This is a genomic window from Ruegeria sp. S263 (genome assembly GCF_056780525.1).
Map to the genome: position 1 here is coordinate 1,773,783 of NZ_CM165558.1, position 18,132 is coordinate 1,791,914.

The window sequence follows — 18,132 nt, forward strand, 5'->3', positions numbered from 1 at the left end:
GGAATTTTTTCGGGACTGTACTGCAATTGCCGGTCGGGGAAAACTGCTATCTGGTCAATAGCGCCAGTGCGGGCTAGGTCTTGGGGAACAGATTTTCAGGAGTTCGCAATGAGCAGTCTAATCCCGATCCAGTTTCAGGCTTTTGACGTCGACGCAATGACGCAGGCTGAAGGCCGCGTTGTCATCATCATATCGCCGGACGGCAAGATGAGCCCCGCCGTTCGCCGCGCGAACCGTCTGACCCGCGGCACCGTGGTGCGTCTGATTGAAAGCGACCGCTTTGCAAAGGTTAAGTCAGGGGATGTGCTGTCGCTTGCTTGGCCAACCGGCATGGCGGCCGAGGCGCTGGACATTCTGGTTCTGTCGCGCCGTCCGGACGCGGCCGAGGCCCGCAAGGCCGGTGCAAAGCTGGCGAAACTGGCCGACAACCGGGATGTGCTGCTGATGGCCGGTAATCAGGTTCGGGCCGAAGAGCTGGCGCTTGGGATCGCTCTGCGCAGTTATGATTTCGATGCGCACAAGTCGAAAGAATCCGAACGCACCGCCAATGTCACGATCAGCCACCAAAAACCGGATGAGGTTGAGGCTGCGTTTGCACCGCTTTACGCCATTGCGGACGGGGTGCGGATGACGCGCGATCTGACCAACGAACCGGCCAATGTTCTGACCACGACCGAATTTGCTGACCGTCTGGCCGAGATGAAAGACCTAGGTCTTGAGGTCGAGGTACTGGAAGAAGACAAGCTGGCCGAACTAGGAATGCGCACGCTGCTGAGCGTTGGGCAGGGCTCGGTCAGCCCGTCCAAGGTTGTGGTAATGCAGTGGAACGGCGGCAATAAAGGTGACGCACCGCTTGCCCTTGTCGGTAAGGGGGTTGTGTTCGACACAGGCGGCATTTCACTGAAGCCCGCCGGTGGCATGGAAGATATGACCATGGACATGGGCGGTGCGGGTGTCGTCGCTGGCACAATGCGCGCGCTGGCCAAACGCAAGGCCCAGGCCAATGTGGTCGGGCTTGTGGGGCTGGTCGAGAACATGCCCTCGGGCAACGCAACGCGCCCGGGTGATGTGGTCAAGTCGATGAAGGGCGACACGGTCGAGATCATCAACACAGACGCCGAAGGCCGTTTGGTCCTGTGCGACGTCATGTGGTACGCGCAAGAGCGGTTCAGCCCCGTGGGCATGGTTGATCTGGCCACGCTGACGGGTGCGATCATTATCGGGTTGGGCCACGAAAACGCAGGGGTGTTTTCGAACAATGACACATTCTGCAACGCCTTCCTGAAAGCGGCTGGGGCTGAGGACGAGGGTGCCTGGCGGATGCCTTTGGGCAAGGCCTATGACGACCTGCTGAAGTCGCGCATCGCCGATGTGAAGAACGTGGGCGGACGGCCTGCGGGCTCGATCACAGCGGCGCAGTTCCTGCAGCGCTTCGTGAAAGAGGAAACCCCGTGGATTCACCTTGATATCGCCGGCGTCGCCTCGGTCGCGGCCGAGACATCCTATGCGCCGAAAGGCGCAACCGGGTGGGGTGTGCGCGCACTGAGCCGATTTGTGCAGGACAATTTCGAGTAAGTCCGTGGGTGCCGTCTATTTCTACCACCTGACCCGCCAGCCGCTGGAACATACTTTGCCGGTTCTTCTGGACAAGGCGCGGCAGGCCGGGTGGAAGATCGCCGTGCGGGGTACTAATCCTGCGCGGATGGACTGGCTGGACGAAAGACTGTGGTTGGGGCCGGATGACGGGTTCCTACCACATGGTCGGGAAGGCGGCCCGCATGATGCTAGGCAGCCCATTTTACTGACGACCGAGATGCAGGCCGCCAACGGACCGTCCTGCGTGATGGCCGTCGACGGCGCACCTGTCGAACCGGATGAGGTGAACGCTCTGGAACGTGTCTGCATCCTGTTTGACGGCAATGACCCGCAGGCGGTTCAACATGCCCGGGGGCAGTGGAAAGCGTTGACCGGTGCTGGATGCGCCGCCAAATACTGGTCCGAGGAGTCGGGCCGATGGGAGATGAAGTCCGAGGCGTAACGCCTTTTCTTCAATGATATTTCAGGAGATTGACAGATGGAAATGAAGCCCTTGGGCCGCACGGGTATCATGGTCACCGACCTGTGTTTGGGGACCATGACCTTTGGCACCCAGACCACCGAAGCCGATGCACATACGCAGATCGACATGGCACTGGACGCCGGTATTAACTTTGTCGATGCGGCTGAGATGTATCCGGTGAACCCCATATCGAAAGAGACTGTAGGGCGCACAGAAGAGATACTGGGTAACTGGAACACCGCGCAACCGTCCCGGCGGGCTGATTATGTTCTGGCCACTAAACACTCGGGGGCCGGTTTTGCACATGCGCGAGATGGAGCGCCGATCTCGGGTCAGACAATCCCCGAGGCGATCGAAGGGTCGCTGCGCCGCCTGAAAACGGACTGCATCGACCTGTATCAGTTCCACTGGCCGAACCGGGGCAGCTATATGTTCCGCCAGAACTGGACCTATGCGCCGTCGGGCCACAACACCGACGAGGTGCTGGACAATATGCGGGAATGTCTTGAGGCGCTTCAGGCGCAGGTCGACAAGGGCAATATCCGCGCCTTTGGCCTGTCGAACGAAAGCGCTTGGGGCACCGCGCAGTGGTTGCGTCTGGCTGAGAACGGAGCGGGTCCCAGAGTCGCTTCGGTGCAGAACGAATACTCGTTAATGTGCCGGCACTTCGATACGGATATGGCCGAGCTGAGTGTTCATGAGGATGTGGGTCTGATGGCCTTTTCGCCTCTGGCTGCCGGGTTCCTCACTGGAAAGTACCAGGGTGGCGCGGTGCCTGAAGGGTCGCGCATGTCATTGGTACCAGAAATGGGCGGGCGGCATCGAACGCGTGCCTTTGATGCGGTTGGGGCTTATCTTGAGGTTGCCGCGCGCCATGGACTGGACCCTGTGCATATGGCGTTGGCCTGGTGTCAGACACGCCCATTCATGATGTCCGCGATCTTTGGTGCAACATCAGTCGAGCAACTTGCCCACATCCTGAGCGGCAAGGACCTGCAGTTGTCGGACGAGGTTTTGGCGGACATTACCGAGGCGCACCGCGCGCATCCAATGCCGTTCTAGGGGGCTCTGCCCCCGCCGCGCGTGCCGCGCGACTCCCCCGGGATATTTTTAGCCAGATGAAGGGGGATCCAGCTCAGTGATGGGTGGGGTGCGTCCGGTCTTGTCGCAGATCGCGGGCCGAGAGGCCGTGGGCCGTTCGGAAAGCGCGTGCGAAGCTGGATTGTGAGCCAAAGCCCGTAGCAAGCGCCACATCCATCAGAGGCATGTCGGTGTCGGTGACCAGACGACGCGCCTCGGCCAGACGCAGTTGCAGGTAGTGGTCTTGCGGTGTGGTGTTCAGGCGCAGGCGAAACTGCTGCTGTAGTGTGCGGGGGCTGGTTCCAAGGGTCTCGGCGATATCGGCAAGCGGCAAGGGTTCATCCAGGGACGATTCCATCAGGCTGTTGGCTTTGGCTGTCAGCGCCGTGTGGCGGTGCGGTGCGCCAATGCGGCTTTGGGGTTTTGTCGGGGCAGGGGCACCGTCATAGAGGAACAGACCAGACACCCGCGCGGCAAATCCCGCCCCGTGCCGGGCGGCGATTATGTGCAGCATCATTTCAACGGCTGGAATGGCCCCGCCGGATGTCAGGCGATTGCCCGAGACTGTGAAACGGTCAGGGCGCACGTCAACCTCGGGGAACCGGTTGGCAAAGTTGTCCAAATCTTCCCAATGTGTGGTGGCGGCATGATCGTCCAGAAGACCAGCTTCGGCGAGCAGCCAGGGGCCGCCGTCTATGCCAGCGATGGTTGCGCCGCTGCTGGCAATGCGGCGCAAACCGGCCAGCAGGCTGGGGGTGGCGTGGCGCGCCAGTTGGAACCCGGCAACCACGATCATAAGATCGCAGCCCTGCAGGCGGGCCAGGGGAATTCCGGGAACGGTCAGCGCGCTGGTCAGCATCGCGGGTTCTGGTGTGGCGGTTACATAGTCCCAGTCAAAGGCGGGGCGATCTGCCAGGCGATTGGCTGCGCGCATCGGGTCAACGGCCGAGGCGAAGCTGAGCGTGTTGCATTCGTCCAGCACCAAAACCGCCGTTTTCAGGGCGCGGTGTTCGGGCTGCAGTATGTTTTTTGCGGATTTCATCAAGTCTGATTCGTATTCTGGCAAGTGTTTTCACAAGGCTGCGTCAAACTCGGGCCCGAAAGCAAATCGGAATCCGGGGAGAAGTCTGGGGAATACTCAAGGCAAAACCGGGTATAACTTGGGGAAAACGTCATGCCTCTGGAAATGAACCGCGAAGTCTTCATCACCTGTGCCATTACTGGATCAGGTGGAACGCAGGATCGCAGCCCACATGTGCCGCGTTCACCGCAGCAGATTGCCGACAGTGCGATTGCAGCAGCCAAGGCCGGGGCCGCCGTTGTCCATTGCCATGTGCGCGACCCGGAGACCGGAGTCCCCAGCCGCCGTCTGGACCTGTATCGTGAGGTTACGGACCGCATTCGCGACGCTGATGTGGACGTTGTGCTGAACCTCACCGCCGGGATGGGCGGGGACATCGTGTTTGGCGGGGTGGAAAGCCCGTTTCCAGTGGCTGAAGGGACAGACATGATCGGCGCGTCCGAGCGTGTGGCGCACATCGCCGAATGCCTGCCTGAGATTTGTACCTTGGATTGCGGCACCATGAACTTTGCCGAGGCGGATTATGTCATGACCAACACGCCCGGTGCACTGCGGGCGATGGGGCAGATGATGACAGACATGGGCGTTAAGCCCGAGATCGAGGCTTTTGATACCGGCCATCTTTGGTTCGCCAAGCAACTGGTGAAAGAGGGGGTGCTGGAACCCAACGCTTTGGTTCAACTGTGCATGGGTGTGCCATGGGGCGCGCCGGATGATCTGAACACCTTTATGGCGATGGTGAACAATGTGCCGGATGACTGGACCTTCAGCGCGTTCTCGCTGGCGAGAAACCAGATGGCTTATGTTGCGGCCTCGGTGCTGGCGGGCGGCAATGTGCGCGTGGGGCTGGAGGATAACCTGTGGCTCGACAAGGGTGTGCTGGCCGAGAACTGGCAGTTGGTGGAACGTGCCGGGACGATCATCGAAAATATGGGGGCGAAGGTCATTGGGCCTGCCGAGGTGCGCGAGAAGCTTGGTTTGACCAAGCGTGCGCCTGTGGCGAAGTAGGCATGGATTGGGGGCCAGCCCCCAAACCCCCGGAGTATTTTGGAAAAGATGAAGTTTGGGGCGTGATATGACAAACACGGCGGCAATCATTGGTGGTGGCGTGATCGGCGGCGGGTGGGCCGCGCGGTTTTTGCTGAACGGTTGGGATGTGCGGGTTTTTGACCCTGATCCTGAGGCCGAGCGCAAGATCGGGGAGGTTCTGGACAATGCGCGGCGGTCGCTGCCGGGGTTAAGTGATGTGCCGTTGCCGCCCGAGGGCGTGCTGAGTTTCCATGACGATTTGGCCGATGCCGTGCAGGGCGCGGAGTGGATTCAGGAAAGCGTGCCCGAGCGGTTGGACCTGAAGTTGAAGGTTTACAAGGGCCTGCAAGAGGCGTGTGACCCGGCGGCGATCATCGGGTCGTCGACCAGCGGATTCAAGCCTTCGGAACTGCAAGAAGGTGCGCTGCGGCCTCAACAGATCGTGGTGACGCATCCGTTCAACCCGGTTTATCTGCTGCCGCTGATCGAACTGGTGCCGACCGACAAGAACCCGACAAAAATGGTCGAGCGCGCGCAGGGGCTGCTGAAATCCGTCGGTTTCTTCCCTTTGCACATCAAGAAAGAGATCGACGCTCATATTGCAGACCGCTTTCTTGAGGCCGTCTGGCGCGAGGCGCTGTGGCTGGTCAAGGATGGCATCGCCACCACCGAAGAGGTTGATGAGGCGATCCGCATGGGGTTTGGCATCCGCTGGGCGCAGATGGGCCTGTTCGAGACCTACCGCGTGGCAGGCGGTGAAGCCGGGATGCGGCACTTTATGGCGCAGTTCGGGCCAGCGCTGAAATGGCCATGGACCAAGCTGATGGATGTGCCCGAGTTCACTGATGAGTTGGTCGATATGATCGCCGACCAGTCGGATGCGCAGTCGGGTATGCACTCGATTCGTGAATTGGAGCGTATTCGGGACAACAATCTTGTGGGGATGATGCGGGCGCTCAAGGCGCAGAACTGGGGTGCGGGGGCGGTCCTGAACCAACACGATTCCGTGTTGAAGCCCGGTGCCCTGCCAACGATCGACCAAGCCGACCTGAGCCAGCCGATTCTGACCGTCGCGCGTGCAGTGCCGTTGGATTGGACGGACTATAACGGCCACATGAACGAGGCGCGCTATCTGGAAGCCTTTGCCGCCGCCACTGACCGGTTCATGGAGATCATGGGCTGTGATGCGGACTATATCGCCTCGGGCGGTAGCTATTTTACCGCCGAAAACCACATTCGGTATATCGACGAAGTACATGCGGGCGCGAAGATTGAGGTGCGCACGCAGTTGTTGCTGGGGCAGGGCAAGAAGCTGCATGTTTTCCACAGCATGTATGAGGGTGACAAGCTGCTGGCCACGGGCGAGAGCTTCCTGCTTCATGTCAGTCTTGAGACCCGCCGCCCCGGTGCTCCGTCAGCTGAGATTGAGGCAGCGATGGCCCGGATTTCCGAAGCGCAGGCCGCCTTGCCGTATCCCGAAGGCGCGGGTGCTGCGATCCGCAAACCGTCATGAGCGGGCGTGTTTTGATTACAGCCGGCGCTTCGGGCGTCGGTCGGGCCATGGCCGAAGCGTTTGACGCGGCGGGTGCGCAAGTCTGGGTGGCGGACCTGGATCCCGAGGCCCTGTCGCATTGCCCGTCGCATTGGCGAAAGTCCGAAATCAACGTGGCTGAGGAAATCACCGTCGCGGATATCTTCGCGAAGATCGAAGCCGAGTGGGGCGGTTTGGATACGTTATGCGCCAATGCAGGCGTTGCCGGGCCGACGGCCGTGGTAGAGGACGTGGCTATTGAGGATTGGCGGGCGTGCCTGTCGGTGAATCTTGAAGGTGCGTTCTTGTGCGCGAAATACGCCGCGCCGATCATGAAGCGTCAAAAAAGCGGGGCTGTGGTGATCACATCCTCGACTGCCGGACAATACGGATACCCCAATCGCGCGCCCTACGCGGCGGCGAAATGGGGGGTGATCGGACTGGCCAAGACGCTTGCCATGGAGCTTGGGCCGTTTGGCGTGCGTTGCAACACGATCTGCCCCGGCGCTGTAGAAGGCCCGCGCATGGAAGGTGTGCTAGAGCGTGAGGCGGCGGCCAAGGGGATGACCCGCGACCAAGTGTATAACGGCTATGCGTCCGGCACTTCGATGGGCCGGTTTGTCGAGGGACGGGACATCGCGGATATGGCCGTGTTCCTTGCCTCGGATTCGGCACGGCTGGTGTCGGGGCAGGTGATCGCCGTGGACGGCCATACCGTCAACCCCGATCCAAAACTCTGACTATCCCTGATTTGGCCCGCGTATTTGGCGGATGGTCTGACGAACCGCCTGCCAGTCCTGCGCTTGCTGTATGTTTCCAGCGGCTTGGCATTCGCGCATTTTAAGCGCGGCTTCGGCCTCGGCCCGGTCACCGTGCGCCGAATAAAGGGCGCGTGCGTATTGTGCGGTTTGTAGTGCGTCCATTCCTGTGGTCCTCCGTCTGTGGTCGGAATGCCCGTAAGTTCGCGCCAATCGACGATAACACAGGTTGGAGGTTAACGCATCCTTTCGCGTAACGACTTCAGGTGGCATGGAAAATCCCGCGCGGTCACGTCGGCCTCGCGGACCAGTGTGTCAAAGTGGCGCGTGAAGGTTTCGATACGATCACGGTCTCGGAACGCCATATAATGACTTCCGGCATAAAACACACACAGCAGCGGGCCAAATATCGTGACGGGCGCAGAATAAAGTCGCTTTGCATCAAAAAGATAGATGCGCATTCGGGGGTAAAGTTGTTCGCACAAGGCAAGCAGATGGTCGATCTGTTCCCGACGCGTCTGAAGGTCCAGTCCGTGATAGTAACCGGTCGCGTTAGCAAAGCTGTCGATTTCAAACAGCGGCATCGCGACTTCGTAGTCTGATTGTGCCTGGCGCATCCAGGTCAGGCGGTCTTCTGACGCCCCGATTGCTTGATCTGCTGTTCTGCCCAGATGCGGCGCGTATTCCCATTCCAGCACTGCGCGGGTTTTCAACATGTCAGGCAAAGTTGCTGGAACATAACGGATTTTGTAGCCTGCAGCCTCTTTGTGCCATTCAAATATCCGTTCATCCACAAGGGCGCGTGGCGCTTCTGTCATGGTGAGCGAGCTTGCCAGTAACTCTGCCGCGCTTTCAGGGCGGTCAGAAAGGCTCAGCAGCCAATCCGCCGACACACCCAAGGCCGAAGCGCAACTGCCGACCACATGCGCGTTCGGCAGCCGAGCGCCATCGAGCGTCAAAAGCTGCGACACAGTTGAACGGTCCACTCCGATCTCACGTGCCAGCGCGCTTTGACTGACCCGCCTTTCTTCCATGGCGCGAGCAAGGCGCTGTCGGAACTGTGCTGCGCGGTCTCGTTTGTCGATTTTATTCTGCATATGTTTGAAAATATCACATTTGATGAATTTTGTTAATCATATTCAGAATTTTCAACCTGACCTCTTGTCCGTAATTCTTGAGACATAACAAGAATATGGGTGACGGAATGGAAACACGACGAAGATCGGTCGTGAAGGCGGTGCTGTGGAATGCGATGGGGCTGATTGTCATGACCCTTGTTGGGTTGGTGGCAACTGGGTCCGCTGCAATCGGCGGGACATTGGCGATTGTGAACACCGCGATCGGTCTGACCTTGTACGTAATTTATGAACGCGTTTGGGCTGGTATCACGTGGGGTCGCAATGTCTGAGCGTGAGGGGCCCGAGTGGATCACCTTCGCGCTGATTCTGACATGTTATGCAGCTTGGCTGGGTGTGATTTTCTACGCGCCTTTATGGGTGGCAATCCCGGCGATGGGGTGTGTCGCCGCCATGCATTCCTCACTGACGCATGAAGCGTTGCACGGGCATCCATTCCGGCAAAACTGGTTGAACGAGGCTTTGATGGCCCTGCCGTTGACGCTGTTCATTCCGTATCAGCGTTTTCGAGACCTGCATCTTGCCCACCACAGGGACGCAACCTTGACCGACCCGTACGACGACCCGGAGTCGAATTACCTCGATCCGAAGGTCTGGGGTCGTCTACGCGGTTGGCAACGGCTGTTGCTGTCTGCGAATAACACTCTGCTGGGGCGTATCGTTCTGGGCCCGGCGATTGGGCAATATGTCTTCACGCGGGATGAGCTGCGCGCCACCTTTCGCGGTGACCGGAATGTTCTGAGGGCGTGGGCGCTGCATCTTGTCGGAGTTGCTGTTGTTCTTGGGGTCGTTGCGCAGTCCGGTATGCCGATTTGGGCCTATGTCACGTCTGCATATATCGGGTTGGGTCTGGTTAAGATCCGAACTTTTCTGGAACACCGGGCACACGAAGATGCAGGTGCCAGAACCGTCATCGTCGAAGACCGTGGTCCGCTGGCGTTTCTGTTTCTGAACAATAACTTGCACGTAGTTCATCACATGAACCCTGCAGCGCCCTGGTACAAGCTGCCATCTTTGTATCACGAGGGGAAAGACCGCTATCTGGCTAGAAACAGCGCCTATGTGTATCGCTCTTACGCAGAAATTTTCCGCACGTTCTTCGTGCGTGCGAAGGACCCGGTTGCGCATCCGCTCTGGCCAAGGGATTGATTTAAGGCCACAAGGGTCGGCATGAGCCTTTGGATTCCCGTCACTCTCGCGGCTGCTTCGTTTCAAACCGTTCGCTTCATGCTGCAAAAATCGCTGAGTAGCGTGAAGCTGAGTGCGGCTGGCGCGACATTTGCGCGGTTTGCGTATTCGATGCCTCTGGCGGTGCTAGGGTTGGCTGTGGCTTTGATGCTGACAGGGTATGGCCTTCCGCATCTGACCGCCAAATTTTGGATGTTCGCAGTGATTGGCGGGACAACTCAGATTCTTGCGACGATCTGTGTGGTCGCTTTGTTCAAGCAGCGCAATTTTGCCGTCGGGATCACCTTCAAGAAAACCGAAGTCATCCAGACCGCCATTGTGGGTTTTCTGGTCCTTGGCGATCAGGTGTCGGCGGGGGCGTTTGCGGCGATCATTCTGGGGCTGACGGCGGTTCTGTTGCTGTCGAAAAACCCCGGCGGGGATGGCGCGTGGTGGAAACACCTGACCAATCGCGCCTCGCGATTGGGGCTTGGGTCGGGTGTTCTGTTCGCGTTTTCCTCGGTCAGTTACCGCGGGGCTTCGTTGGAATTGGGTGATATCGACGCGTGGTTCCGTGCGCTGGTGACACTGGCTGTTGTGGTGTCGTTCCAGTTTCTCAGCATGGGGCTTTGGCTTTTGTGGCGGGACCGGGCCGAATTACGGGCTGTCTGGGACACCCGCCGGACCGGAGTATTTGTCGGCCTCACCAGCCTGAGCGGGTCATTTTGCTGGTTTCTAGCCTTCACATTGCAGAACGCGGCATATGTCAAAGCGCTGGGGCAGGTCGAGTTGATCCTGAGCCTTTTCGCCTCGCTGCTGTTCTTCCGCGAGACCATCACCCGGCGCGAGATCGCCGGGATGACATTGCTGGGTGCGTCGATAGTTGTGCTGGTGTTGTCGATTTAACCGGCTCGGCGCTCATCAAAGCTGAGCGCGATAAAGCTGGGCATATGATCGCCCATTCCTACAACATTCGCGCCACCACCGTCGCGACGATTGCGGCCCCTGGGTTCTTCTTCCCTTTTACGGTCGCTCTTTTTGCTGTCGCTTTTCTTTTCATCCGACGGCTTGGCTTTTTTCTCTTGCTTGGGCGCGTCCGACTTCGGCTCGTCCTTGATCGGGTTGTCGATCCGGGGGATTTCCTTTTGGATCAGCTTTTCGATTGCATCCAGCGCCTTTTCGTCGCGGCCCGAGCAGATGGTGATTGCCTTGCCCTCACGACCGGCACGACCCGTCCGGCCAATCCGGTGAACGTAATCTTCGGCATGGCTGGGCACGTCAAAGTTGAACACGTGGCTGACCGACGGGATATCCAGACCCCGCGCGGCCACATCCGAGGCCACCAACAGGCGCAGAGACCCGTCGCGGAACCCGTCCAGCGTTTTCATACGCTGCGACTGGTCCAGATCACCATGGATGGCGGCGGCGTTATAGCCGTATTTCTTCAGCGACTTCGCGCAGATATCAACATCCGTCTTGCGGTTGCAGAAGATGATCGCGTTCGTACATTTGTCGCCTTCGGCGTCGATCAGTGCGCGCAGGACCTTGCGTTTATTGCTGGCCTCACGGTCGCGGCGACCACCTTTGAACATCACCACGCCCTGTTCGATTGTTTCAGACGCCGTCGCCTGGCGGGCAACCTCGATGCGGGCAGGGGCTGACAGGAACGTGTCAGTAATACGCTCGATCTCAGAGGCCATGGTGGCCGAGAAAAACAGTGTCTGGCGCGTAAACGGCGTCAGCGAAAAGATGCGCTCGATATCGGGGATAAAGCCCATATCCAGCATCCGGTCAGCCTCATCCACCACCATGATCTGAACGCCGGTTAGCAGCAGTTTGCCACGTTCGAAATGGTCCAGCAGACGGCCGGGCGTGGCGATCAGAACGTCAACGCCCCGATCTATCAGCGCCTCTTGTTCCTTGAAGCTGACGCCTCCGATCAACAGCGCCTTGGTCAGTTTCAGGTGCTTGGTATATGTGTCGAAGTTCTCGGCCACCTGCGCGGCCAGTTCCCGCGTCGGGCAAAGCACCAGCGATCGCGGCATCCGCGCACGTGCGCGGCCACGGGCCAGCAGGGTGATCATCGGCAGAGTAAAACTTGCGGTTTTCCCGGTGCCGGTCTGGGCGATACCCAGAACATCCTTGCCCTCAAGCGCAGGGGGAATTGCACCTTCCTGGATCGGGGTGGGGGTTTCGTATCCGGCTTCCTCAATGGCTTTGAGGACCTTCGGGTTCAGGTTCAGTTCGTTAAACTTTGTCATGTATGTCCGTTTTTGCGGACACTAGACCTGGCCCGCGCGTCAAAGGAATGCCGGGTCCGGATGACCATACGCAGCAGCGCGCATTTCGGCTTGGGCGGGGACATAACAAAAACGTCGATCAGCGTCAAATGAAGACACGTTAACGTAACGGCGGTCCGTGATAGTCTGGATTTCGAGCAACAATTCAGGCGGTTCCGGGGAAGTGTTTCGCGAGCTTTTCGTCCAGATTGAACGGGCGATAGCGGATCAACCCATGTTGCTTCAATCGCGCGTAAACCTCGGGGTCTGTACCGCTGATTTCATCGTAAAACGCACGAAGCCCGGTTTCGCCGCCTTCGGTCATTATCCAGCTCAGCAGTTCGTTCATGTTCAACCCGCCATGTTCGCGTGGCACGTTCGGGGACATTCCGGCCCTGTATGATCCGCTTTGCATCCGAAATTGGACATGCGCCCGGAAATGATCCCAGTCAGGCGCGTGGCGGTGGCACAGGTCGATTCCGGGTAACTCGGTCTTTACCGGGCACATCTCTCCGTTCTGAAACAGGTTGTGGATGCGGAAATTGATCTGGGGCAGGCCGGTACGCACGAAGAGCTTGCCCTGAACGTGGCTGAGGAATCCACCCAGTACAAATGCGCCGTAATTCGGATAAAGCGTTTGCATAATCCCGTCGCGGCCCTGACCGGTAGGAATATAGGCCTTGTACTGATCCTGCGTGCCCCCGACGGGTTCAATCGGACGGACACGAACCGCGGGGACGTCATCCGGAATCTCTGCCAACTGTTCATCAATAGGGGTCTGGGACCACAGGAATTCGTCCAGATCAATATGAGTCAGCCAGTCAACTTGTGCCTTTCGATAAGTAAAGCTGGCATTTGCGGTCTGTCGCACCTGATGCGTATCGGGCCTTTTGCGTTGCCTGTAGGTCCAGAACCTTGCGTCGCAGATGCGAACCTCGACCTTCGGGTGGCGAATAAGCACGTTGAAGGCGTCGGGGCAGGGCTCGTCCAGAAACAGAAAGATTTGATCGGCCCCAAGATCGAGGTGATAGGCCACAAATCGCAGGATGTCCTTTGCTGTTCCCCGAACAGTCGATACGATGCCCCAAGTTGTCACTGCCGCGCCCTTTGCCGCGCCGCCCGCATCTCTCGCATTAGTTTCAGGCGTCGGAACACAGTGCCGGGGTCCGCGTTAAGCCTGTTCAGAAGATGATCGGCCAACAGCGCTATGGTTGGGTCGGTCAAAGCTTTGGACCAGATCGGCGCAATAAGGTTGATATCCAGACCACCACTATCCAGCGAAAACCCCTCCATCCCCATTGTTAGGGCGGCATCGACTTTGTGTCGCAACCGAAAGGCATCCGAGGGTAGGTGGCCGGAAAACAGACGTTCAAACTCATACAGTTTGACCAGACCAAACAACATGCGCAAGGCATGACCGACCTCACGTTGGGTCGGGGTCATGCCGTGATCTGCAAATGTCTGCACCGAGGATACCAGCCAACGCAGGTCCAACACCTGCAACAGATGCGCCGATTGCTCGGCCCAGAGGCGCTGAAACAGGGTCGGGCATTGTGTCGGAAAATCCCTTTTACGCAGGTTTGCGATCAACTGAGCGTTCAGGAATGCCAGTTCGGTCGTGCCTACGATTTCTTCCGCGATCCGCGCCCGTTTGCGCGCCCAAGATGTGTTGGGCGACCCCGGACCCAGCCGCGCCGCATCCTCAGCAACGATCTGAACAGTCAAAGGCTCCAGAGCAGCATCAGCAGGCGGCAGCATTTCAGCGCCAAAGTCGAACGGGGCGCGGCGGCCCTCAAAACGGTCCAGGACGCCTGTCAGACCGTCGGGATAGGTCAGATCAATCTCTTTCATGCCCAAGAGATTGCGGCGGGGTGTTTGCCACTGCAATCAAACCATCATTTCCTTGGTCGCCGTCAGGTTCAATGCCGGATAGTCCCGCACAACCCGGTCGATATCCCATTGCAGGCGCGTCAGATAAACGATGTCGCCGTCATGGTCATGCGCGATGTGCTGTTTGTTGGCGTTGACGAATTTTTCAACCTCGACCTTGTCACCGCTGACCCAACGGGCCGAAGTGAACTGCGACGCCTCGAACCGAACAGGCAGGCCGTATTCCATCTCGATCCGGCTGGCGAGCACTTCGAATTGCAGCGCACCGACCACACCTACGATAAAGCCAGACCCGATCGAGGGTTTGAACACTTTGGCTGCACCTTCCTCGGCGAACTGCATCAAAGCCTTTTCCAGATGCTTGGCTTTTAACGGATCTGCCGCGCGGACGGTTTGCAGCAGTTCCGGCGCAAAGGACGGAATTCCGGTGACGCGCAACGCCTCACCCTCGGTCAGGGTGTCCCCGATGCGCAGTTGCCCGTGGTTGGGGATGCCGATGATGTCGCCGGCCCATGCCTCTTCAGCCAATTCGCGGTCGGAGGCCAGAAACAGCACCGGGTTCGAGATCGCCATGGGCTTTTTCGACCGTACATGAGTCAGCTTCATGCCGCGTTTGAAATGTCCCGAGGCCATTCGCACAAACGCTACGCGGTCGCGGTGCTTAGGGTCCATATTGGCCTGCACCTTGAAGACAAAGCCTGCGACCTTCTTTTCATCCGGCGCGATCTGACGCGGTTCAGCCGATTGAACCTGTGGCTGCGGGCCGTATGCACCGATGCCTTCCATCAATTCCTTGACGCCGAACGAGTTAATCGCCGAGCCGAACCAGATTGGGGTCATATGCCCCTCAAGCACTGCCTGCGGGTCGAGCTTGGGCAACAATTCGCGCGCCATTTCGACCTCTTCCAGCAGTTTCTCCAGCAGATGTTCTGGGACGTGTTCGGCCAGCTTGGGATCGTCCAAACCGTCGATCTGAATGCTCTCGGCCACTTTGTTGCGGTCGGCGCGGTCCATCAGTTCCAAGCGGTCGCGCAGCATGTCATAGCAGCCGATGAAATCGCGCCCCACGCCAATCGGCCAGGCGGCGGGAGTGACGTCGATGGCCAGCATCTCTTGAATTTCGTCGATGATCTCGAACGTATCGCGGCTTTCGCGGTCCATCTTGTTACAGAAGGTCAGGATCGGCAGATCGCGCAGGCGGCAGACCTCGAACAGTTTCTGCGTCTGGCTTTCCACACCTTTCGCGCCGTCGATCACCATCACAGCAGCGTCTACAGCGGTGAGCGTCCGATAGGTATCTTCCGAGAAATCGCTGTGACCGGGTGTATCAACCAGATTGAAACGGAAGTTCCCATAGTCGAACGACATTGCCGAAGCGGAAACCGAGATACCGCGATCCTTTTCCATCTGCATGAAGTCCGAGCGTGTGCGCCGCGCCTCACCTTTGGCGCGGACCTGACCGGCCATCTGGATCGCGCCTCCGTATAGAAGGAACTTTTCCGTCAGCGTCGTCTTGCCCGCATCCGGGTGCGAGATGATCGCAAAGGTCCGGCGACGGGCGATCTCGGGCGGCAGGGAGGGTTGGTTCGAGGTATCAAGCATAATCGCGCGTATAGGCGGGGAATCCTGCCGAGGCAAGACAAAGGGGGTGGTTCGAATCGTACAGCTATGGCAATAAGAACATATAGTGAACAAATAGTGGAGTGGATAAATGAATTTGAAAGAGATTGCCGATGAGCTGGTGGCTGGTTGTCGCGAAGACCGCGCCAAGGAAAATCTGGATAAGCTCTATGCCGAGGATGCCGTTTCGGTCGAAGGGCAGGATTTCATGGATATGGGGCGTGAAACCCACGGTCGCGACGCCATTCGAGGTAAACACGAATGGTGGGAAGGCGCGCACGAGGTCTCGGGCGCTTCGGTCAGTGATCCCTTTCCTCATGGTGAAGATCGCTTTGCGGTGATTTTTTCAGTGCAGGGCAAGGTGAAAGAAACCGGTGAAGCCTTTGATATGCAAGAGGTTGGCGTCTATCATGTGGCGAACGGAAAAATTGTTCGGGAAGAGTTCTTTTACTGATCGTTCTTGAATTCTGGTCTTCCCTGTCTGGCCGGTGCTAGACATGGCAACAACAACAGATGGGGAGGATCAGATGGATCTGGGAATCAAAGGAAAACGCGCGCTGGTTTGTGCCAGTAGCAAGGGATTGGGTCTGGGCTGTGCCGAGTCATTGGCTGCAGCGGGGGTCGATCTCGTGATGAACGCGCGCGGTTCCGAGGCGTTAGAGTTTGAAGCCGCGCGGTTGCGCTCGGACCATGGCGTGGACGTTCAGACGGTCGCGTGCGATGTCACTTCGCCGGACGGTCAGGAGCAGGTCATAGAAGCTGCGCAGGGTGTTGATATTCTTGTGACAAACGCGGGTGGTCCCCCTCCGGGTATGTGGTCGGATTGGGAGCGTGAAGATTTCATCAAAGCGCTGGACGCCAACATGCTGACGCCGATTGCCTTTATGAAGGCCTTGCTGCCGGGAATGATGGACAAAGGCTGGGGGCGCGTGGTCAATATCACCTCGCAATCCGTGCGCGCGCCCATCGCCGTGCTGGGCCTGTCGAACGCGGCGCGGACGGGGCTGACTGGCTATGTCGCCGGAACCGCGCGTCAGGTGGCCCCCCAAGGGGTGACGATCAACAATCTGTTGCCCGGCATTCACGCCACCGACCGCGCCGATGCGCTGGACAGCGGGGTTTCCTTGCAAAAGAACATCTCGATGGAAGACGCCCGTGCCGAACGCGCCGCCACGATCCCCGCGCGCCGCTATGGCACACGGCAGGAATTTGGCGCGGCCTGCGCTTTTCTGTGTTCCCAGCACGCGGGGTTTATCGTGGGTCAGAATATCCTGCTGGACGGCGGCGGGACCAACCTGACGATGTAGATGATGGCGAAAAATTTTTCACTGAAAGATCAGTTATTTAATGCAGAAAAGACCCGCTATCTGGCGGGGCTTTTCGCGGCAGCCGACCCCGGTTTCGATGTGGATGCGCTTCAAGCGCAGGTCATGTCCCGCCTGTCTGGTCTTGAGTTGAAAGAGCGTATGGCGTGGATCGCCACGTGTCTGCAACAGGCCGTTCCCGGTGATCTGCCGGACGTTGCGCCGACGTTGTTGAAAGCCTTGCCCCCTCCGTTGGACCCGACCAAGACGGATGATGATTTCGGTGACTTCATCTTTGCGCCCTTGGGCGATTGGGTTGTGGACGTTGGGTTGGACCATCCCGATCTGGCGCTGGACGTGATCGAAGAACTGACGCAGAGGTTCTCAATGGAATGGGCCATTCGCCCATTCCTTAACCACCATCCTGATAAGGTGATGGCGCGTATGGAAGTTTGGTGCGATCACGACAGCTATCACGTGCGCAGACTGGTTAGCGAAGGAACGCGGCCAAGGCTGCCGTGGGGGCAGGCGGTCGGGCTGGACCTGACTGATCCGTTACCATTGTTGGACCGGCTTCACGTGGACAAGACTCGTTACGTGACACGCTCGGTCGCCAATCATCTGAATGATATCACAAAGAAGGACCCCGAACTGGTTCTGAGCCGCTTGCAAAGCTGGTCGCAGGACGCGCATCAAGACGCTGACGAATTGCGATGGATGACAACGCACACTCTGCGCGGGCTAGTCAAATCGGGCCACCCCAAGGCCATGAAGATGCTGGGCTTTGACCCAGAAGCCGAGGTTTCGGCAAGCATCGCTGTTCTTGGTGAGGCCAGGATTAGCGGGGCGTTGGAGTTTGATGTGGCTTTGACCGGAGAGAGTGATCAACCCGTTTTGGTAGATTATATTATTCACTTTCAAAGGCCTGGAGGAAAAACTTCAACAAAGGTGCATAAACTCAAGCAATCGGCTTTGCGCGACGGGGCGTTAAAACTGGGAAAGAAGCACAAGCTTAAAGCCGATGCGACAACCTTCAAGCTGGTCCCCGGCGCACATCGGTTGGAAATTCAGGTGAATGGTCGGGTGCGCGCGGGCGTCGATTTCGAACTGCTGGGTTGAGGCGGGCAACTCACAGTTCTGTTAAATGTCGAAGGCTTGGATTGCACCTGACACCGCTCTGATCTAGCTGATGTCTGTC

General features: G+C 58.5%; 19 protein-coding genes. 12 read left to right on the plus strand and 7 right to left on the minus strand.

Annotated elements, in window-relative coordinates; all coding sequences use genetic code 11:
• The first annotated feature begins 108 nt into the window (after positions 1-108).
• The 3 genes from ACT2B1_RS08875 to ACT2B1_RS08885 are packed head-to-tail and all read left to right on the plus strand — an operon-like array spanning position 109 to position 3,121.
• Positions 109-1,575: a leucyl aminopeptidase gene (locus tag ACT2B1_RS08875; RefSeq protein WP_171240664.1), complete on the plus strand. Its 1,467-nt coding sequence runs from the start codon at positions 109-111 to the stop codon at positions 1,573-1,575.
• A gap of 4 nt (positions 1,576-1,579) precedes the next feature.
• Positions 1,580-2,038 carry a DNA polymerase III subunit chi gene (locus ACT2B1_RS08880; protein ID WP_171121647.1) on the plus strand — a complete coding sequence of 153 codons (459 nt, stop codon included), beginning with the start codon at positions 1,580-1,582 and terminating at the stop codon, positions 2,036-2,038.
• A gap of 36 nt (positions 2,039-2,074) precedes the next feature.
• Positions 2,075-3,121 (plus strand): aldo/keto reductase, encoded by a 1,047-nt coding sequence (locus ACT2B1_RS08885; RefSeq protein WP_171121646.1) that lies wholly within the window; start codon positions 2,075-2,077, stop codon positions 3,119-3,121.
• 73 nt (positions 3,122-3,194) lie between these two features.
• Here the strand turns inward: ACT2B1_RS08885 and ACT2B1_RS08890 are convergent, their stop codons facing one another.
• Entirely contained in the window at positions 3,195-4,181 is a 987-nt protein-coding gene (locus ACT2B1_RS08890; protein ID WP_171124727.1) for a GlxA family transcriptional regulator, read from the minus strand.
• Between the two features lie 132 nt (positions 4,182-4,313).
• On the opposite strand from ACT2B1_RS08890, the gene bcoG reads away from it, so the two are divergent.
• The 3 genes from bcoG to ACT2B1_RS08905 all read left to right on the plus strand — a co-directional run bounded on the left by bcoG (position 4,314) and on the right by ACT2B1_RS08905 (position 7,520).
• Complete coding sequence (bcoG, locus tag ACT2B1_RS08895; RefSeq protein ID WP_171240666.1) at positions 4,314-5,228, plus strand: 3-dehydrocarnitine:acetyl-CoA trimethylamine transferase BcoG; 915 nt, start codon at positions 4,314-4,316, stop codon at positions 5,226-5,228.
• Positions 5,229-5,295: 67 nt separating this feature from the next.
• On the plus strand, positions 5,296-6,762 hold the full coding sequence (locus ACT2B1_RS08900) for a carnitine 3-dehydrogenase (protein WP_171240667.1): 1,467 nt from the start codon (positions 5,296-5,298) through the stop codon (positions 6,760-6,762).
• Positions 6,759-7,520 carry an SDR family oxidoreductase gene (locus ACT2B1_RS08905; protein ID WP_171240668.1) on the plus strand — a complete coding sequence of 254 codons (762 nt, stop codon included), beginning with the start codon at positions 6,759-6,761 and terminating at the stop codon, positions 7,518-7,520. The genes ACT2B1_RS08900 and ACT2B1_RS08905 overlap by 4 nt, the downstream gene beginning before the upstream one ends.
• Here ACT2B1_RS08905 and ACT2B1_RS08910 read toward each other — a convergent pair whose 3' ends face one another.
• Positions 7,521-7,703, minus strand: a complete 183-nt coding sequence (locus ACT2B1_RS08910; RefSeq protein WP_171121641.1) for a hypothetical protein — start codon at positions 7,701-7,703, stop codon at positions 7,521-7,523.
• Between the two features lie 71 nt (positions 7,704-7,774).
• A complete protein-coding gene (locus ACT2B1_RS08915) occupies positions 7,775-8,635 on the minus strand; it encodes a helix-turn-helix domain-containing protein (RefSeq protein WP_171124734.1) in 861 nt (286 codons plus the stop codon).
• Between the two features lie 107 nt (positions 8,636-8,742).
• Between ACT2B1_RS08915 and ACT2B1_RS08920 the strand changes: the two genes are divergently transcribed.
• The 3 genes from ACT2B1_RS08920 to ACT2B1_RS08930 are packed head-to-tail and all read left to right on the plus strand — an operon-like array spanning position 8,743 to position 10,747.
• Positions 8,743-8,946 (plus strand): DUF2061 domain-containing protein, encoded by a 204-nt coding sequence (locus ACT2B1_RS08920; RefSeq protein WP_171121639.1) that lies wholly within the window; start codon positions 8,743-8,745, stop codon positions 8,944-8,946.
• Positions 8,939-9,823, plus strand: a complete 885-nt coding sequence (locus tag ACT2B1_RS08925; RefSeq protein ID WP_481668965.1) for a fatty acid desaturase — start codon at positions 8,939-8,941, stop codon at positions 9,821-9,823. The genes ACT2B1_RS08920 and ACT2B1_RS08925 overlap by 8 nt, the downstream gene beginning before the upstream one ends.
• Before the next feature lie 21 nt (positions 9,824-9,844).
• Positions 9,845-10,747 (plus strand): DMT family transporter, encoded by a 903-nt coding sequence (locus tag ACT2B1_RS08930; RefSeq protein WP_171240672.1) that lies wholly within the window; start codon positions 9,845-9,847, stop codon positions 10,745-10,747.
• Here the strand turns inward: ACT2B1_RS08930 and ACT2B1_RS08935 are convergent.
• From ACT2B1_RS08935 to ACT2B1_RS08950, 4 genes are all read right to left on the minus strand, one after another.
• A complete protein-coding gene (locus tag ACT2B1_RS08935) occupies positions 10,744-12,102 on the minus strand; it encodes a DEAD/DEAH box helicase (RefSeq protein ID WP_481668966.1) in 1,359 nt (452 codons plus the stop codon). The two genes, ACT2B1_RS08930 and ACT2B1_RS08935, sit on opposite strands and share 4 nt — an antisense overlap.
• A gap of 184 nt (positions 12,103-12,286) precedes the next feature.
• Positions 12,287-13,216 (minus strand): glycosyltransferase family 2 protein, encoded by a 930-nt coding sequence (locus ACT2B1_RS08940; protein WP_481668967.1) that lies wholly within the window; start codon positions 13,214-13,216, stop codon positions 12,287-12,289.
• Complete coding sequence (locus ACT2B1_RS08945) at positions 13,213-14,007, minus strand: hypothetical protein (protein ID WP_481668968.1); 795 nt, start codon at positions 14,005-14,007, stop codon at positions 13,213-13,215. The genes ACT2B1_RS08940 and ACT2B1_RS08945 overlap by 4 nt, the downstream gene beginning before the upstream one ends.
• Positions 14,008-15,612 carry a peptide chain release factor 3 gene (locus ACT2B1_RS08950; protein ID WP_171211342.1) on the minus strand — a complete coding sequence of 535 codons (1,605 nt, stop codon included), beginning with the start codon at positions 15,610-15,612 and terminating at the stop codon, positions 14,008-14,010.
• Positions 15,613-15,721: 109 nt separating this feature from the next.
• Here ACT2B1_RS08950 and ACT2B1_RS08955 point away from each other — a divergent pair, with 109 nt between their 5' ends.
• The 3 genes from ACT2B1_RS08955 (at position 15,722) to ACT2B1_RS08965 (ending at position 18,053) form a co-directional block, all read left to right on the plus strand.
• Positions 15,722-16,084: a SnoaL-like domain-containing protein gene (locus tag ACT2B1_RS08955; protein ID WP_171121632.1), complete on the plus strand. Its 363-nt coding sequence runs from the start codon at positions 15,722-15,724 to the stop codon at positions 16,082-16,084.
• Between the two features lie 73 nt (positions 16,085-16,157).
• Positions 16,158-16,937, plus strand: a complete 780-nt coding sequence (locus ACT2B1_RS08960; protein ID WP_171121719.1) for an SDR family oxidoreductase — start codon at positions 16,158-16,160, stop codon at positions 16,935-16,937.
• A 3-nt stretch (positions 16,938-16,940) separates the two neighbouring features.
• Entirely contained in the window at positions 16,941-18,053 is a 1,113-nt protein-coding gene (locus ACT2B1_RS08965; RefSeq protein ID WP_481669016.1) for a hypothetical protein, read from the plus strand.
• The last annotated feature ends 79 nt before the right edge of the window (positions 18,054-18,132 follow it).